Raw genomic sequence first — 15,199 nt, 5'->3', positions numbered from 1 at the left:
TTGTATCCAGTTGTATGCAATTTGGCAAGATCGGGAGGCCACCCATGAGCGGCGCAGCCAAAGGAGACGGGCGGCAGGGCCAGAGCGCCTATGCCAGCCTTCTGGCCGAGATCGGGCGTGGCGATCTGCGCCCGGGGGATCGGCTCACCGAGACCGACATCGCCGCGCGGCTCGGGATCAGCCGCACGCCGGTGCGCGAGGCGATCCGGCAGCTCGAAACCGAGGGGCTCGTGGCCCATGTGCCGCGCGTCGGGGCGGCCGTGCGCAGCCTTGATTACGCCGAGGTCATGGAGCTTTACGAGATGCGCGTGGTGCTGGAGGGCACGGCGGCGCGGCTGGCGGCCCGTGCGGCCTCTGACATCGAGATCGCCGAGCTCTCCGTCATCAACGCCGAGATGGGCGCGCAGGTGGAGGATGCCGCGCGCGCCTATGCGCTGAACCGACAGTTCCACGTTACCCTCACACAGGCCGCGAAGAACCGGTTTCTTGCCCGCTCGATGGAAGGGCTGGAGCGCACGCTGATGATCCTCGGCCCCTCAACCCTGCGTCGTGAAGCGCGCGCGCGGGAGGCGGTGGCGGAGCATGAGGCGGTGCTGATTGCCTTGCGGGCACGTGATCAGGACGGGGCGGAGGCCGCCATGCGGGCCCATGTGGAGGCCGCGCAGCGTTCTCGTCTGCGCCAGTTGCGCGCGGAAAGCTAGCCGCGTGCGCCCAAAAGGTGGGTGAGCGTGGCCCCGGCCTCGTACCATGCCGCGCGCAGGTGCGTGGCACGTTCGGAATGGCTGTTCACCGGGGCGAGGGGCAGATCTGAGAGGTCGCCTGAAAGCAGCGCCTGCGCAGCGGCCTCGCCAAACACCGTGCCGGGGCCGATGCCGCGCCCCGAGTAGCCAAAAAGCGCCAGCCCGCCCGCGCCAAGGTGCAGGATGCGCGGCACGTGATCGCCCGTCATGGCGATGCGCCCGTGCCAGGCGTGTTGCAGCGGCACGCCTGCGAGGCTTGGGAAGAGCCGCGCCAGTTTGCGCGCGGCCCAGTTACGATGCGCGATGCCTGCGCCATGGTCCAGATTGCCGATGCCGCCGATGATCAGCCGCCCGGCCGCATCGCGCCGGAACGAGGACATCACCAGCGCCGTATCCCACGCGCCTTCGCCGCCGGGCAGGATGTGGGCGGCCGCTTCGCCCAGGGGCGCGGTGGCGAGCTGGAAATAGTGCACCGGCACATGGGCGGGGGCGGGCAGGCCGGCGGCGGCGGCGTGATAGGCGTTGGTGGCCAGCAGGAGGCGGGGCGCGCTTAAGGTGCCACCCGCCGTTGTGGCCTGCCACAGCCCGTTGCCGCGCGTCAGGCGCAGCACGGGGCTGTGTTCGCGGATCAAAGCCCCGGCCTCTGTGGCGGCGCGCGCGAGGCCGCGCACGTAACCAAGGGGCTGGATCGTTCCGGCACGGGGATCAAACAGCGCGCCCGAGAAGGCGGTGCTGCCGGTGCGTTTGGCGGTTTCGGACTCACCGAGCAGTTCCACCGGCGCGCCGCGTGTGCCGAGTTGGGCGTGGCGGCTGGCCAGATCCGTCAGGCCGGAAGCCGCATGGGCGCAGTGAAGCGTTCCTGCGCGCGTGGCTTCACAGGCGATGCCATGGTCAGCGATCAGGTTGAACACACGGTCTGGCGCGAGCGCGAGGCGGGCGGTGAGGGCCTCGCCTGCCGTGATGCCAAGGGCGTCGTTGATCTCCTCCGGCGGCAGCCAGAGCCCGGCGTTCACCAGCCCCACATTGCGGCCCGATCCGCCGTAACCGATTGTTCTGGCTTCCAGAAGCGCCACGCTGGCCCCGGCTTTGGCTGCCGCAAGCGCCGCCGCGCAGCCTGAGAAGCCGCCGCCGATGATCAGCAGGTCGGCCTGCGTATCCGCCGCAAGCGCGGCGGCCGCAAAACTTTCCGCGCAGCTGTCCTGCCAGAGATTGCCTTCGGGCTGCGGGCTGGCCATCGCCGCTTAGAAGAACGCCTGCAGGCCGGTCTGTGCCCGGCCAAGGATCAGCGCATGCACATCGTGGGTGCCTTCATAGGTGTTCACCGTTTCAAGGTTCACCATATGGCGGATCACCTGGAACTCGGCGCTGATGCCGTTGCCGCCGTGCATGTCGCGCGCGTGGCGGGCGATCTCCAGCGCCTTGCCGCAGTTGTTGCGCTTCATGAGCGAGATCATCTCGGGCGCGGTGCGGGCTTCGTCCATCAGGCGGCCGACGCGCAAGGAGCCCTGCAGGCCGAGCGTGATCTCCGTCTGCATATTGGCGAGCTTGAGCTGGAACAGCTGCGTCTGCGCCAGCGGGCGGTCGAATTGCTTGCGGTCCAGCCCGTATTGGCGCGCGGCGTGCCAGCAGAACTCCGCCGCGCCCATCACGCCCCAGCTGATGCCGTAGCGGGCGCGATTGAGGCAGCCGAAGGGGCCTTTCAGCCCTTCCACATTGGGCAGCAGCGCCTCTTCGCCGACCTCAACGCCATCCATCACGATCTCGCCGGTGATCGACGCGCGCAGGGACAGCTTGTGCAAGATCTTGGGCGCGGAGAGCCCCTTCATGCCCTTCTCCAGCACGAAGCCGCGGATCTTGCCGCCGTGGGCTTCCGATTTCGCCCAGACGACAAAAACATCGGCGATCGGGCTGTTGGAGATCCACATCTTGGCGCCCGTCAGCCGGTAGCCCGTGGCCGTTTTCTCGGCGCGGGTCTTCATGCCTGCCGGGTCCGAGCCAGCATCGGGCTCTGTCAGGCCGAAGCAGCCGATCCATTCGCCGCTGGCGAGCTTGGGCAGGTATTTCTGGCGCTGTTCTTCGCTGCCGTAAGCGTAGATCGGATACATCACGAGCGAGCTTTGCACGCTCATCATGGAGCGGTAGCCCGAATCCACCCGCTCGATTTCCCGCGCGATGAGGCCGTAGGTCACGTAGCCCGCACCCAGCCCGCCGTGTTCTTCCGGGATCGTCGCGCCCAGAAGGCCCGCTTCGCCCATCTGGCGGAAGATCGCCGGATCGCTGGCCTCGGCCTCGTAATCCGCCGTCACGCGCGGCTGCAGCGTGGATTGCGCAAAGCCATGGGCGGCATCGCGCAGCATGCGCTCTTCCTCAAACAGTTGATCCTCCAGCAGGAAGGCATCGTCCCATTTGAAACCGGCAAGGCCGGGGGCATCCTTGGCGCGCAGGCGGGGGGTGTGATCGTTCATCGGGGATGTCCTTTCATCGGCGGGGCAGGGCGGTGTCACAGTGGCGGCTGCCGTGCGGAATCGCAAGCGGGGCCAGCGCGCTTTCGTTGCACGGGGCGCGGGATAAGGGTAGTGAGATTCCATCAACACCCATGAGGAAAACTCATATGTTCGCGCCGCGCCGCTTCCTGCCCTCGATTTCCTCCCTGCTGGCTTTGGAGGCCGTGGAGCGGCTGGGCAGCGCCTCGGCGGCCGCCGAAGAGCTGAACCTCACCCAAAGCGCGGTGAGCCGCCAGCTGAAGAAGATCGAAGAGCAGATGGGCGTCTCGCTGGTGCTGCGCGATGGGGTGAAGCTGGCACTCACCCCGGCGGGCGTGGACTATGTGCGGCAGGTGCGTAAAGCGCTGCAGCAGATCGCGCAGGCCTCGTTGAAGCTGAAGGCGAACCCCACCGGCGGCAGCCTCGATCTGGCGATCCTGCCCACCTTCGGGATGCATTGGCTCGCGCCGCGCCTGCAGGATTTCGCCGCACGCCACCCGGAGGTGACGGTCAACCTCTCCACCCGCCTGCGGCCCTTCGATTTCGCGTCCGAGGGCTTTCACGCGGCCATTCACTTCGGTCATAGGAACTGGGTCGGCGTGGACTATCTGCCGCTCAAGCGCGAGGACGTCGTCGCTGTGGGTGCACCGGGGCTGCTGGGCGATGCGCCGCTCACTGCCGAGGCACTGTCGCGCTTGCCGCTGTTGCATCTGGAAACCCGCCCTGACGCCTGGGAGCGCTGGTTCGCCGCGCAAGGGGTCGACGGGCTGCATCCGCGCGGCACCTTGTTTGACCAGTTCTCCACCATGGCGCAGGCGGCGGCGCACGGGCTGGGGCTCGCGCTGCTGCCGCGCTATCTGGCGGAGAATTACCTCGCTTCAGGTGATCTTCGGCTGGCCCATGCGGGGCAGGGGCCGGATCTGGGGGGGTATTTTCTGGTCTGGCCGAAGGAACAGGCCGAGGCACAGCCGCTGGCCACTTTCCGCGGCTGGCTCGAGGGGCAATCGGAATGGGGCCCGGTCTGAGGGTTTCTGGCCTGAGGGCTACCTGAGTTGCCGCCGCAAGGCGGGCAGGGGCAGGGGTGGCAGGGCCAGCATCCGGCTCCAGCGCCGGGCTTGGGGCTGCGGCAGGGCCTCGCGCAGCAGGCTCAGGGGCAGCCGTTCCGGAGTGCGCAGGTAGGCGGTGTAGAGCGGAAACAGGCCGGGGCGCAGGTAGCTGCTCCAATGGCAGATGCGCCGCTGCGGAGCGGCCACGGGAAAACCGAGGCCGCGCAGGGCGCTGAGCGTCGCGGAATCGTCGATCTGCACGTCGAGCCAACGCACCGGGCGCGCGCGCAGCCCGTGGCCGAGCGTGCGGCGGAAGGGGTTCTGCGGCGCGATCAGCCGCTCCAGCATCCAGTCGTAGAGGTCGTTCTCGCGGCTGGTGACATTCAGCACCTCCACGCTTTGGCCTGCGGGACTTTCCATGGCGCGCGCCGCACTGTCGCGGAACTCCGCCCCCGTCAGCAGCACCGCGCGGGCCACGCTACCGGCCGGGGCCTTGTGTAGCGCCGTGAAGAAGACGCGCGCGCCGAGGCTGTGGGCGATGACGCTGACGGGCTGCTCCGGCGCAATCCGGTGCAGCATGGCGAGTAGATCGCCAAGCCTGTCCCCGGCGGCTTCTGCTTCGCGAAAGGCCCGCCAGATCGAGCCGCGCGCATGCCAGCCCACGGCAAGGCAGAGACCCTCATCCTCCCGTATGCCGGAGAAGCCAAGGTGGCGCGGCCAGCTGATCGCGCGGCGGGCCTTGCGTGGGGACAGGCCGAGGATATGGCTGTGGGGGCAGGCATCCGCCGCGAAGGGCGAGAATTTGAAGCCATGGAGCAGGATCACCACCGGGCCCCGGCCCGCCTTCGCGAGCATCCCGGCCAAAGCGTCTGCGTCCAGCTTGGCCCCGGAGGCGGTGAGCGGGGCATCGGGGGTGAGGTTGATCTGGGTAAGAGGCATCGCAGCACTCCGCACAACATCTTTGTGTCCAGCGGTTAGGCCCATGATGCGACGCAAGCGTGAACGGGCGGTTACAGCATAGTGACGGCTGAAAGGATTGTGGGCAGAGGGCACGCGTTGTCAGTCCACTGGAAAGAGTTGCCAAAACGCCACCGCTGCACTCGAAGCACAGCGAGCGATAGGATGGGTTACCGATTTCTCAGAAGCTGGGCGATCGCAAACAGGCCTACTATGAGGCTGATGCAAAGGTCCGCGCGCTCGATCAGTAACCAGAATTGGTCAACTGTCATGCGTTTCCTGTTTTGGGTACATGCTGAGAGGATTGCGCAACAAAAAAGCCCTGCGTATCGCGGGGCTGGCATCGGGCACACTTCCTCAGGGTCAGAATGACCTGTTTTTTGGAGCTGTGCAAGAGAATGGCTGTCTTTTTGCCTGTCGCGCTAGCGGCAGGCCGCGTTCGCCCGCCCCACGGCGAACGCGTTTCCGCGTCCGCCCGGGCGAACGCTTCGCACTTGAGAGCAACCCTTGACGCCTCGCCCCCACAGGTTTATCCGTCCCCCATCGTGGCGATTTGTTCACCGGATTGCGGGCCACGTTAAACATGCCGCTAAAGAGGTCTGGGAAATCGCATCGCGCAATGCCCCCGACGCTCTCTCTGCGGTGGGGGTTTTTTTGTGCCTCGCGACAGGCGGGGCGAACGGAGAAGACAATGAGCAAGGATTGGAACCCGCGCACGAAACTCGTCCATGCCGGCACGCGCCGCAGCCAGTACGGCGAGGTGGCCGAGGCGATCTACCTGACGCAGGGCTTCGTGTATGACACCGCCGAGCAGGCGGAGGCGCGCTTCATCGAGATCGGCGAGGATGAGTTCATCTACGCCCGCTACGGCAACCCCACCGTGCGCATGTTCGAAGAGCGCATCGCGGCGCTGGAAGGCGCGGAAGATGCTTTCGCCACGGCCTCCGGCATGGCCGCCGTCAACGGCGCGCTGGTGTCGATGCTGAAAGCCGGCGATCACGTTGTTTCCTCCCGCGCGCTCTTCGGTTCCTGCCTTTACATTCTCGAAGAGATCCTGACCCGCTACGGCGTGGAGGTCACCTTCGTGGATGGTACCGACCTGGACCAGTGGCGCGCCGCCGTGCGAGACCATACCAAGGCCGTCTTCCTTGAAACCGTCTCCAACCCGACGCTGGAAGTCATTGATCTGAAATCTGTTTCCGAGATCGCCCACGCCAAGGGCGCGCTCGTGCTGGTCGATAACGTCTTTGCCACGCCCGTCTTCTCGCGCGCCTTTGAAAACGGCGCAGATGTAGTGATTTACTCGGCCACCAAACACATCGACGGGCAGGGACGCTGCCTTGGCGGCGTGGTGCTCGGCAGCAAGGATTTCATCCGCGGCACGCTGGAGCCCTACCTCAAGCACACCGGCGGCTCGATGTCGCCATTCAACGCCTGGGTGATGCTCAAGGGCATGGAAACGCTCGATCTGCGCTGCCGCGCGCAGGCCGAAAGCGCGCAGGCCGTGGCCGAGGCGCTGCAGGCACACGCGAAAGTGAAGAAGGTGATCTACCCCTTCCTCGACAGCCACCCCCAGACCGCCATCGCCAAGGCGCAGATGGAGAAGGGCGGCACCGTGGTGTCGGTCGAGGTCGAAGGCGGGCAAGAAGGCGCGTTCCGCTTCCTCAACGCTTTGGAAGTCTTCACGATTTCCAACAATCTGGGCGATGCGAAAAGCCTTGTCACCCACCCGGCCACCACCACGCACCAGCGCCTGCCGGAGGATCAGAAACAATATCTCGGCATCACGCCGGGGCTCGTGCGCGTGTCGCTTGGGATCGAGAGCACGGCCGATCTGATCGCCGATCTGGAGCAGGCGCTGGCCGCCATCTAGGCGCGGCCCGCGGCCCATGGGTCGCATTTTTCCGGCGAATAAAGTTGGAAAGATGCGACAACCTGCCTAGCTTAGTGACCTGCACGCAGGAAACGCGAGAGGAAGGCCATGAACATTCAGGTTTCTCGTCACCACGAGGCCCCGACGCGGGAAGAAGCCGAGAAGGCGCTTGCCACGCTCAGGGATTGGGCCGCCAAGGCCAGCTACACCGAGGTGGCCGAACTGGACCCGACCGTCTCGCGCCTTCTGCCGCAGGAGGGCCGGGCGAACTACCCGGCACTGGCCCGCGCCTACCCGGAAGAATTCCGGGTTGACGACGCCTATAAGGCGACGCTGCCCGATCTGCAGAACGGCCCCGAAAGCCTGATCCGTGGCGAGCGCCGCGCAATCCAGCACGTGGGGATTTCGAATTTCCGCCTGCCGATCCGTTTTCACACCCGCGACAACGGCGATCTGACGCTCGAAACCTCGGTCACCGGCACGGTGAGCCTTGAGGCCGAGAAGAAGGGCATCAACATGTCCCGGATCATGCGCACCTTCTACAAACACGCCGAGCGCACTTTCAGCTTCGAGGTGATCGAGGCGGCGCTGGACGACTACAAGACGGATCTGGAAAGCTTCGACGCCCGCATCCAGATGCGCTTTTCCTTCCCTTTGAAGGTCTCCTCTCTGCGCTCCGGACTCTCTGGCTTTCAATATTACGACATCGCGCTGGAATTGGTGGAGATCGACGGCGTGCGCCGCCGCATCGTGCATCTGGACTATGTTTATTCCTCCACATGCCCTTGCTCGCTGGAGCTGTCCGAGCACGCCCGCCAGTTCCGGGGCCAGCTGGCCACGCCGCATTCGCAGCGCTCCGTGGCGCGGATCTCGGTGGAACTGGAAGCGGGCCAGCCCTGCCTCTGGTTCGAGGATCTTGTGGATCTCTGCCGCGCCGCCGTGCCCACCGAAACGCAGGTCATGGTGAAGCGTGAGGACGAACAGGCTTTTGCAGAGCTGAACGCCGCCAACCCGATCTTCGTGGAAGACGCCGCCCGGCTCTTTGCCGAGCAGCTATCCGCGGATGCGCGGATTGGCGACTACCGGGTGATCGCCAGCCATCAGGAAAGCCTGCACAGCCATGATGCGGTGAGCGTGTTGACCCAAGGCGGCACATTCGCCTCCGAAAGCCTGGATCCCAAGCTTTTCAACACGCTCTTCCACGTCGGCTGACGCGAGCGGGGCCGTCAGGCGGCCCCGTCGTCGCCCTCATGCGGCTTCTGCAGGCTCTCGATCAGCCGGGCCATCAGGATATTGAGCCGCTGCATCTGCGTGTCCGACAACAGCGAGAGCGCTTTGGCCTCGTTCGCCAGATGGGCAGGGACGATGGTGTCCACCAGCGACTTGCCAGCCTCTGTAAGCGAAACGATCGTGCCGCGCCTGTCGTTGGGGTTGGGGGCACGTTTGATCCAGCCGCTGCGCTCCAGCCGGTCCAGCCGGCTTGTCATCCCGCCTGAAGAAATCATCGCTGCTTCAAAGAGTTCCGTGGGTGTCAGCGCGTAAGGCGCTCCGGCGCGGCGCAGCGTGGCGAGCACGTCGAACTCGCCGGATTGCACGCCATGCTCCGCCAGAAGCGGCTCAAGCCAATCCCTGCGAAACAGCAGCGAGGCCTCGCTCAAACGGCCGAAAATCTCCATCGGAAGGTAGTCCAGCCCACCAAGCTCCGTTTCCCATTGCTGCCGTGCCTTCTGGGCGCGATCCATCTCTGCCTCCATCTTTTATCTTGATATAAAGTAATTTGATACCTAGATACTCAGCAACAACATAAGGAGACGCTACATGACCCTGCACGCGAAAGTCGAGCCGATCCCGGGCCGCACCCCTGTTTTTCTTGCCCCGCTGTTGCTGCTTTCCGTCGGCGCGCTGCTGGCGCTTTCCATCGTCGTTGCGGCGCAGGCGGTGGCGTCGGGCGGGCAGGCGCTGCCCTTCCTGACGGCGGCGAGCGCGCTTTCGGCGGGGATTCTGCTTGGTGTGGTCTGGTTGCGGGCCCTGCCTGCGCGCGTGGATGCGCGAGTGCTGGAATACGGGCTGGTGGCAGGCGGGCTGTTCGCGCTGCCCAACGCGCTGGGCTTTTTGGCGGTGCGCCACGTGGGCGTGGGGTTCTACGCGCTTTCCTTCGCTTTCCCGATCCTTGCCACCTATGCCATCGCGCTGCTGCTGACGATGGAGCGCTTCTCGCCCCAGCGCTTCATGGCCGTGCTACTGGGCGTGGCCGGGGCGGCGTTGCTGGCTGCAGGCAAGCTTGCGCCTGATCCCACGGGAGGCAGCCGTGAGGCCCTCTGGGTCGCGATCACGCTGGCGCTGCCCCTCGTGATCGCACTGGGGAACATCTACCGCACGCGGCGCTGGCCCGAAGGGCGCGCGCCGATCTTCCTCGCCGCCGCGATGCTGGCCGGGGCGGCCTTTTGGGTCGGGCTATTCCTGCTGCTTGCGCCAGCCGCACGCGCGCCCTCTGCCATGCCGCTCGCGTGGTTGGCGGCAGAAACGGCCATCTTCTCGGTGCTTTACGTGCTCTACTTCCTGCTGCAACGCATGGCCGGGCCTGTCTACCTGAGCCAGATCGGATCCGTCGCAGCCGTCATGGGCGCGGGAATCGCCATCCTGATCCTTGGGGAAGCGCCCCCGGCCAATCTTGCCGTGGCCGCAACGCTCATCGCCGCAGGTGTATTCCTGTTTCAGTCGGCCGCGCGCAAGCGCGCTGGCGCTTGACACCGGCACGCGGGCTGGCCAAGCCTGCGCGCATGTTTGATCTGCGCCCTGTCGGATACGTTATCGGCCTGCTCGTCACCGTCCTCGGGGTGGCGATGCTGTTGCCCATGGCGATCGACTACATCAACGGCAATGGCCACTGGCCCGTGTTTCTGGAAAGCGCGCTGATCACCTGTGCCTGTGGCGGGCTTGTCTCGCTGGCCTGCGCCAACGGGCTAGGCGACAAGTTTTCCCTTCAGCAGACCTTCCTTCTCACCACCGGTGTCTGGCTGGCGCTCCCGATTTTCGGAGCGATTCCCTTCATTCTGGGTGAAACCAGCGCCGCGCCGGTGGACGCTTTCTTCGAGGCAATGTCGGGGTTGACAACCACGGGCTCCACGGTGTTCTCAGGCCTTGAACTGCTGCCGCAGGGGCTTCTGTTCTGGCGCGCGCTGCTGCAATGGTTCGGCGGCATCGGGGTGATCGTGGTGGCCATGGTGTTCCTGCCCGAGCTGCGGATCGGGGGCATGCAGCTCTTCCGGTCGGAAGGCTTTGACACCGATGGGAAAATCCTGCCCCGCGCGACCCAGATCGCCACCTCGATCTCGGTTGTCTACCTCGGGCTCACCGGGATCTGCGCGCTCACCTACCTTGGTTTCGGCATGGGGCCCTTTGATGCGGTGACCCACGCGATGACCACGATCGCCACCGGCGGTTTTGCCAATTACGACGCCTCCTTCGGGGCCTTCGGGCCGGGCGTGGAATACACCGCCACGCTTTTCATGGTGCTCGCCGCGCTGCCCTTCGTGCGCTACGTGCAGATGCTGGCGGGCACGGCCCAGCCCTTCTGGCAGGATCCCCAGATCCGCGGCTTCTTTGCCATCGCCTTGGTGCTCTGCTGTGTCGTCGCGCTCTGGCGCTGGGGCCATGCGGAGGATCCGGGTGAGGAAACCCTGCGCAAGGTTCTGTTCAACGTTGTTTCGATCATGACGGGCACCGGCTACGCGTCCGACAACTACATGCTCTGGGGCACCTTCCCGGTGGTGCTGTTCTTCTTCATCGGGTTGATCGGCGGCTGCGCGGGCTCCACGGCCTGTTCGGTGAAGGTCTTCCGCTACCAGATCCTATTTTCCGCCATCAAGACGCAGATCCAGCGCATCCACTCGCCCAACGGCATCTTCACGCCCCGCTACGGCGGCAAGAGCGTCCCCGAAGACGTGCTGGGCTCGGTGATCGCCTTCTTCATGCTGTTCTTCGTGTCGATGGGCATCTTCTCGGTGCTGCTGGGGATGACGGGGCTGTCCTTCATCACCTCGGTCTCTGGCGCGGCAACGGCGTTGGCCAATGTCGGCCCCGGCCTTGGCGGGGAGATCGGGCCCGCAGGCAATTTCGCAGCCCTCAACCCCACCGCCAAATGGTTGCTCTGCGCCGCCATGTTGATCGGGCGGCTGGAGATCATGGTCGTCTATGCGCTCTTCACGGTGAATTTCTGGCGGGTCTGACCCGCCAGAACGCCCGACATCAGTTCCAGCAGGACACAAGCACCGTCATGTCGGCTGCCAGCCCCGAGAGATCCTCAGGGTGCATCTGCCCTTCCACGCCGGAGGCCGTGCGCGGGCGCAAGCCCTTGGCGGTCAGCGCTTCGGAGATTGCACTGGCGCTGGCCGAGAAAGCGACGCCTTCAGGCAATTGCCGTCCGCCGGCCTCGGGCTGGGGCAGCAGGATGCCGACAACGGCCCCGCCGGCATCAAACACCGGGCCGCCGATGTCGCCTGGCAGGGCGGCCAAGGCCAGCCGCTGCTGGCTCGCCTCGCCCTGAAGCCCTTTCAGATCGTCCAGCGTGCCGAAGGTCAGCGTGGGCGCGCCCAGCAGGCCTTCGTAGGAATAGCCCGCCACGGCCACTTCGGAGCGTAGGCGCGGGGGCAGGGCGCTGAAATCAGCATAGGCGATGGGCGCGAGCCGCTCTTCGGGCTTCAAGACGGCAATGCCGAGCACCTCGTCGGTGAAGCTCACTGAAGCGAGCAGGCTTTCATCCAGCGTCACTTGTTCACAGGCGGCCACGGCCTCGGCTGTGGTCAGCACCGTGCCCTCGGCATCGATGTAGAAACCCGAGCGCGCGCGGCTGGGCTTGCGGATTTCCAGCCCGGCCAGCAGATCCACCTGCTGATCCTCGCGCGAAAGTCCAAGGCTTTGCGGCATGGCGCGGTTGCCGAAGGGGGTGAAGCTGGATTTCATCGCCTCCACCACGCGCGCGTAGCGTTTGTCATCGCCCGTGGGCCAAACCAGGGTGAAGCCCTTCAACAGCCCGTCCTCGTGACGCACATGGGTGTAGGAGCGAATCTCCGCCCCTTCGCCCTCGATGGTGAAGGCATTGCGCGACAGTTTCCGTTCGCCAGAGAGCGGCACGATGTCCAGCGTTTGCATCACGTCAAACAGGCCTGCGAGCGTTTCCGGCGTGCCGGGTTCCGAGATCAGGAGCGCGGTGATCGGGCTTTCGCCATCGGTGGCGGTGTAATGGGCGAAGGGGGCCTGGTAGCGATCCAGCGCTACGAGGCCCAGCGGCAGATCGATCTCGATCAGCGCGGTGTCGTCGATCACGCGGGTCAGGCCCAGTTCGGCCAGTTGCGACTTGTATGTCTCCACCAGAGTGGCCCGCTGCGCCGTGGTCAGGATGCCGGTCACCTCCAGCCCCTCGGCGCTCTGGTAGGCTTCCATTGCCCGACGGGTGCCGGCCCCGAAAGAGCCGTCGATGGCGGCGGTATAATGGCCTTCCCACTGCAGCGCGGTCTGCAACTCGCGCTTTTCCTCGCGCGACAGGCGCGCTTCGGAGCGGCGCGCCTCAGTGGGCGTCTCATCCGGGATCACGGCGATGACGGGGGCTGTCTCTTCGGCTTCCGGCTCGGCCTGCGGCACATTCAGAACGATCGTGTTGCCTTCGCCTGCCTGCGGCTCCAGCGGCACGGCGGCGGCGCTGCGGCTGTTGGCGCCGATGGGCCAGAACTGCTGGCGATAGCGGCTGCCGTCCACGATATAGGCATCGCGCGGGATCAGGTTCTCGAACCGCAGTTCGCGGCGCAGTTTTTCGGCATCCTCGCGGGAAAACGGCCCCATCGTGATCGCATACCAACCGGAGCCGAGCGAGAACCCGTTCACATTGTCAAAAGCCCCGGCATAGGCGCGGGCGCGCTCCTGCCCTTCGCGCAAGGAGGGCTGGGCCTCGACCTGCAGCCAGAAGGTGGATTGCGCCAGCGCGCTCATCGGCAGGCAGGTGGCAAGGAGCATTGCAGCGGCGGAAAGCGTTGTCTTCATCAGAAATCTTTTTCAAATCGGCCGGGAGGGGATGTGTTCGCAAAAATGAGCCTAACCAAGCGCCGCTTCCAATGCACGCCTGCAATGGGGGCGGCCTCGATTGACCGCAGGAGTGTTGCACCGTAACGATGCCGCAACGGCAAAGGGAGCAGGGCAGGAATGGCAGAGGGCAGGCTCGATCCGAAAGACTGGCAGGGCTTCCGCGCGCAGGCGCACCGCATGCTCGACGCCGCGCTCGACAAGATGGAGGCCGCCGGGGATGGCCCCGTCTGGACACCCATGCCTGATGATCGGAAAGCCGCCCTGCAAGGCCCCCTGCCGCACGAGGGGCAGGGGGCGGCGGCGGTAGTCGATCACCTGCAGGCGCTGATGCCCTACGGCGTCGGCAACACCCATCCGCGCTTCTGGGGCTGGGTCCATGGCGCCGGCAGCCCCGGCAATATCCTGCCCGAAATGGCGGCCGCTGCGATCAACGCCAATCTCGGCGGGCGCGATCATGGCGGCATCTACGTGGAGCGCGCCGTGGTGCGCTGGTGCGCGCAGTCCATGGGCCTGCCCGAAAGCGCCAGCGGGCTGATCGTCTCCGGTACGTCGATGGCCACGATCATCGCCCTCAAATGCGCGCGCGATCAGGCGCTTGGCGCGCAGGTGCGCCGCGAGGGTGTGGGCGCGGTGCGGCTTGTGGGCTATTGCTCCGAGCAGGCCCATTCCTGCGTGGCCCGCGCCTTCGACATGCTCGGCCTCGGCAGCGATGCCTTGCGCCGCATCCCTGTTGATGCGCAGTTTCGCATGAAACCGGCTGCGCTCACGGATGCCATTGCCGCAGACCGCGCCGCCGGGTTTGCGCCCTTTCTCGTCGTCGGCACCGCAGGCGCGGTGAACACCGGTGCCATCGATCCGCTCTCCGACCTGGCTGGCATCGCCGCGCAGGAGGGGCTCTGGTTCCACGTGGATGGCGCTTTCGGGGCCACAGCCCGCCTCAGCCCCGCACTTGCGCCGCTGCTTACGGGCATGGAAAAGGCCGATTCCCTTGCCTTCGATTTCCACAAATGGCTGCAGGTCACCTATGACGCGGGCTGCGTGCTGATCCGTGATCCATCCACCCATCTCGCGGCTTTCTCCGAGCGCCCCGACTACCTCGCCCCGGCCACGCGCGGGCTGGCTGCGGGCGACGTCTGGCCGGTGGACTACGGCCCCGAGCTCTCCCGCAGCTACCGCGCGCTGAAGGTCTATGCCCATCTGATCGAACATGGCACCGATGCGCTGGGCGCGGTGATCGCCGAGAACTGCCGACAGGCCCGCCTGCTAGAGGCGCTGGTGCAAGCCGCGCCGGATCTGGAAGCCCTCTGCCCGGTGGCGCTGAACATCCTCTGCTTCCGCTTCACCGGTGGCCCCGTGGCCCACTACGATGCGCTGAACGCAGAAGTCGCCCTGCGCCTGCAGGAGAGCGGCCTCGCCGTGCTCTCCACCACAAAGATCAACGGTCGCCTCGCCCTGCGCGTCAACATCACCAACCACCGCACCCGCGACAGCGATCTGGAGCTGCTCGTCACCGAAGTGCAGAAGATCGGAGCCGCGCTGCTTCAGGAGGGGGTTGATGGCCAAACGCCCTGAACTTGCCGTGCTGGCGATCCTGCTCACCGAAAGCCACGCGCTTCTGGTGCAGCGCCGCAACCCGCCGGACGCAGGCCTCTGGGGCTTTCCCGGAGGTCGCGTGGAATACGGCGAAACCGTGCTTCAGGCCGCCGAGCGCGAGTTGCAGGAGGAAACCGGCCTCACCGCACGCGGGGTGCATGTGCTGGGCCATGCCGACGCCATCTCGCCGGGGTTTCACTTCTATCTGGCGGGCGTGATCTGCAAAGGAGCGCCGTCTACGCCCGTGGCCGCCGATGACGCGCTCGATGCCCGCTGGGTGCCGCTCGCAGATATTGCCGAAGGCGCGCTGCCGCTGTCGCCGGGCGTCGCCGACACCTGCGTCGCCGCCAAAGCCTGGCTGGCCGCCAATCTGCCTGAGGGGCCGAGTTGACGCGCCCAAGGCGAGGCCCTAAGGAGAGAGCGTTTTTT

At 66.0% G+C, this 15,199-nt stretch carries 13 protein-coding genes and 1 riboswitch; of the genes, 8 read left to right on the top strand and 5 right to left on the bottom strand.

Annotation, left to right across the window (positions count from 1 at the left end):
• Positions 1-44: 44 nt before the first annotated feature.
• Positions 45-701, top strand: a complete 657-nt coding sequence (locus KVX96_RS12775; protein WP_261194880.1) for a GntR family transcriptional regulator — start codon at positions 45-47, stop codon at positions 699-701.
• Here the strand turns inward: KVX96_RS12775 and KVX96_RS12770 are convergent.
• Both KVX96_RS12770 and KVX96_RS12765 read right to left on the bottom strand, forming a co-directional pair.
• A complete protein-coding gene (locus tag KVX96_RS12770; RefSeq protein ID WP_261194879.1) occupies positions 698-1,975 on the bottom strand; it encodes an NAD(P)/FAD-dependent oxidoreductase in 1,278 nt (425 codons plus the stop codon). The genes KVX96_RS12775 and KVX96_RS12770 overlap by 4 nt on opposite strands.
• Before the next feature lie 6 nt (positions 1,976-1,981).
• Positions 1,982-3,205 carry an acyl-CoA dehydrogenase gene (locus KVX96_RS12765; RefSeq protein ID WP_261194878.1) on the bottom strand — a complete coding sequence of 408 codons (1,224 nt, stop codon included), beginning with the start codon at positions 3,203-3,205 and terminating at the stop codon, positions 1,982-1,984.
• A gap of 146 nt (positions 3,206-3,351) precedes the next feature.
• Between KVX96_RS12765 and KVX96_RS12760 the strand changes: the two genes are divergently transcribed.
• Entirely contained in the window at positions 3,352-4,248 is an 897-nt protein-coding gene (locus KVX96_RS12760; RefSeq protein ID WP_261194876.1) for a LysR family transcriptional regulator, read from the top strand.
• Positions 4,249-4,266: 18 nt separating this feature from the next.
• Here KVX96_RS12760 and KVX96_RS12755 read toward each other — a convergent pair whose 3' ends face one another.
• On the bottom strand, positions 4,267-5,208 hold the full coding sequence (locus KVX96_RS12755) for a hypothetical protein (RefSeq protein WP_261194874.1): 942 nt from the start codon (positions 5,206-5,208) through the stop codon (positions 4,267-4,269).
• 553 nt (positions 5,209-5,761) lie between these two features.
• Positions 5,762-5,840, top strand: a riboswitch (SAM riboswitch).
• A 77-nt stretch (positions 5,841-5,917) separates the two neighbouring features.
• On the opposite strand from KVX96_RS12755, the gene metZ reads away from it, so the two are divergent.
• Entirely contained in the window at positions 5,918-7,099 is a 1,182-nt protein-coding gene (metZ, locus tag KVX96_RS12750) for an O-succinylhomoserine sulfhydrylase (protein WP_261194873.1), read from the top strand.
• Between the two features lie 108 nt (positions 7,100-7,207).
• On the top strand, positions 7,208-8,311 hold the full coding sequence (gene folE2, locus KVX96_RS12745) for a GTP cyclohydrolase FolE2 (RefSeq protein ID WP_261194872.1): 1,104 nt from the start codon (positions 7,208-7,210) through the stop codon (positions 8,309-8,311).
• A gap of 14 nt (positions 8,312-8,325) precedes the next feature.
• Here the strand turns inward: folE2 and KVX96_RS12740 are convergent, their stop codons facing one another.
• A complete protein-coding gene (locus tag KVX96_RS12740) occupies positions 8,326-8,841 on the bottom strand; it encodes a MarR family winged helix-turn-helix transcriptional regulator (RefSeq protein ID WP_261194871.1) in 516 nt (171 codons plus the stop codon).
• Positions 8,842-8,917: 76 nt separating this feature from the next.
• On the opposite strand from KVX96_RS12740, the gene KVX96_RS12735 reads away from it, so the two are divergent.
• Positions 8,918-9,847, top strand: a complete 930-nt coding sequence (locus KVX96_RS12735; protein ID WP_261194870.1) for a DMT family transporter — start codon at positions 8,918-8,920, stop codon at positions 9,845-9,847.
• A 32-nt stretch (positions 9,848-9,879) separates the two neighbouring features.
• Positions 9,880-11,328 carry a TrkH family potassium uptake protein gene (locus tag KVX96_RS12730; RefSeq protein WP_261194869.1) on the top strand — a complete coding sequence of 483 codons (1,449 nt, stop codon included), beginning with the start codon at positions 9,880-9,882 and terminating at the stop codon, positions 11,326-11,328.
• 19 nt (positions 11,329-11,347) lie between these two features.
• On the opposite strand, the gene KVX96_RS12725 is transcribed toward KVX96_RS12730, so the two are convergent.
• Positions 11,348-13,135, bottom strand: a complete 1,788-nt coding sequence (locus KVX96_RS12725) for a trypsin-like peptidase domain-containing protein (RefSeq protein ID WP_261194868.1) — start codon at positions 13,133-13,135, stop codon at positions 11,348-11,350.
• 159 nt (positions 13,136-13,294) lie between these two features.
• Here KVX96_RS12725 and KVX96_RS12720 point away from each other — a divergent pair, with 159 nt between their 5' ends.
• Both KVX96_RS12720 and KVX96_RS12715 read left to right on the top strand, forming a co-directional pair.
• Positions 13,295-14,749 carry a pyridoxal phosphate-dependent decarboxylase family protein gene (locus KVX96_RS12720; RefSeq protein WP_261194867.1) on the top strand — a complete coding sequence of 485 codons (1,455 nt, stop codon included), beginning with the start codon at positions 13,295-13,297 and terminating at the stop codon, positions 14,747-14,749.
• Positions 14,733-15,161 (top strand): NUDIX hydrolase, encoded by a 429-nt coding sequence (locus KVX96_RS12715; protein WP_261194866.1) that lies wholly within the window; start codon positions 14,733-14,735, stop codon positions 15,159-15,161. Before KVX96_RS12720 ends, KVX96_RS12715 begins: the two co-directional genes overlap by 17 nt.
• Positions 15,162-15,199: the final 38 nt, after the last annotated feature.

Source organism: Pseudoruegeria sp. SHC-113 (assembly GCF_025376885.1).
In the GTDB taxonomy this organism is placed as follows: domain Bacteria; phylum Pseudomonadota; class Alphaproteobacteria; order Rhodobacterales; family Rhodobacteraceae; genus Pseudoruegeria.
Note: the sequence above shows the minus strand (reverse complement) of the source record. Positions and strands in the feature narration are given on the sequence as shown.

What these genes read in the sequence shown, in the direction of transcription:
- KVX96_RS12775 (WP_261194880.1), top strand. Translation starts at nt 45, where the DNA reads ATGAGCGGCGCAGCCAAAGGAGACGGGCGGCAGGGCCAGAGCGCCTAT.
- KVX96_RS12770 (WP_261194879.1), bottom strand. Translation starts at nt 1,975, where the DNA reads ATGGCCAGCCCGCAGCCCGAAGGCAATCTCTGGCAGGACAGCTGCGCG.
- KVX96_RS12765 (WP_261194878.1), bottom strand. Translation starts at nt 3,205, where the DNA reads ATGAACGATCACACCCCCCGCCTGCGCGCCAAGGATGCCCCCGGCCTT.
- KVX96_RS12760 (WP_261194876.1), top strand. Translation starts at nt 3,352, where the DNA reads ATGTTCGCGCCGCGCCGCTTCCTGCCCTCGATTTCCTCCCTGCTGGCT.
- KVX96_RS12755 (WP_261194874.1), bottom strand. Translation starts at nt 5,208, where the DNA reads ATGCCTCTTACCCAGATCAACCTCACCCCCGATGCCCCGCTCACCGCC.
- metZ (WP_261194873.1), top strand. Translation starts at nt 5,918, where the DNA reads ATGAGCAAGGATTGGAACCCGCGCACGAAACTCGTCCATGCCGGCACG.
- folE2 (WP_261194872.1), top strand. Translation starts at nt 7,208, where the DNA reads ATGAACATTCAGGTTTCTCGTCACCACGAGGCCCCGACGCGGGAAGAA.
- KVX96_RS12740 (WP_261194871.1), bottom strand. Translation starts at nt 8,841, where the DNA reads ATGGATCGCGCCCAGAAGGCACGGCAGCAATGGGAAACGGAGCTTGGT.
- KVX96_RS12735 (WP_261194870.1), top strand. Translation starts at nt 8,918, where the DNA reads ATGACCCTGCACGCGAAAGTCGAGCCGATCCCGGGCCGCACCCCTGTT.
- KVX96_RS12730 (WP_261194869.1), top strand. Translation starts at nt 9,880, where the DNA reads ATGTTTGATCTGCGCCCTGTCGGATACGTTATCGGCCTGCTCGTCACC.
- KVX96_RS12725 (WP_261194868.1), bottom strand. Translation starts at nt 13,135, where the DNA reads ATGAAGACAACGCTTTCCGCCGCTGCAATGCTCCTTGCCACCTGCCTG.
- KVX96_RS12720 (WP_261194867.1), top strand. Translation starts at nt 13,295, where the DNA reads ATGGCAGAGGGCAGGCTCGATCCGAAAGACTGGCAGGGCTTCCGCGCG.
- KVX96_RS12715 (WP_261194866.1), top strand. Translation starts at nt 14,733, where the DNA reads ATGGCCAAACGCCCTGAACTTGCCGTGCTGGCGATCCTGCTCACCGAA.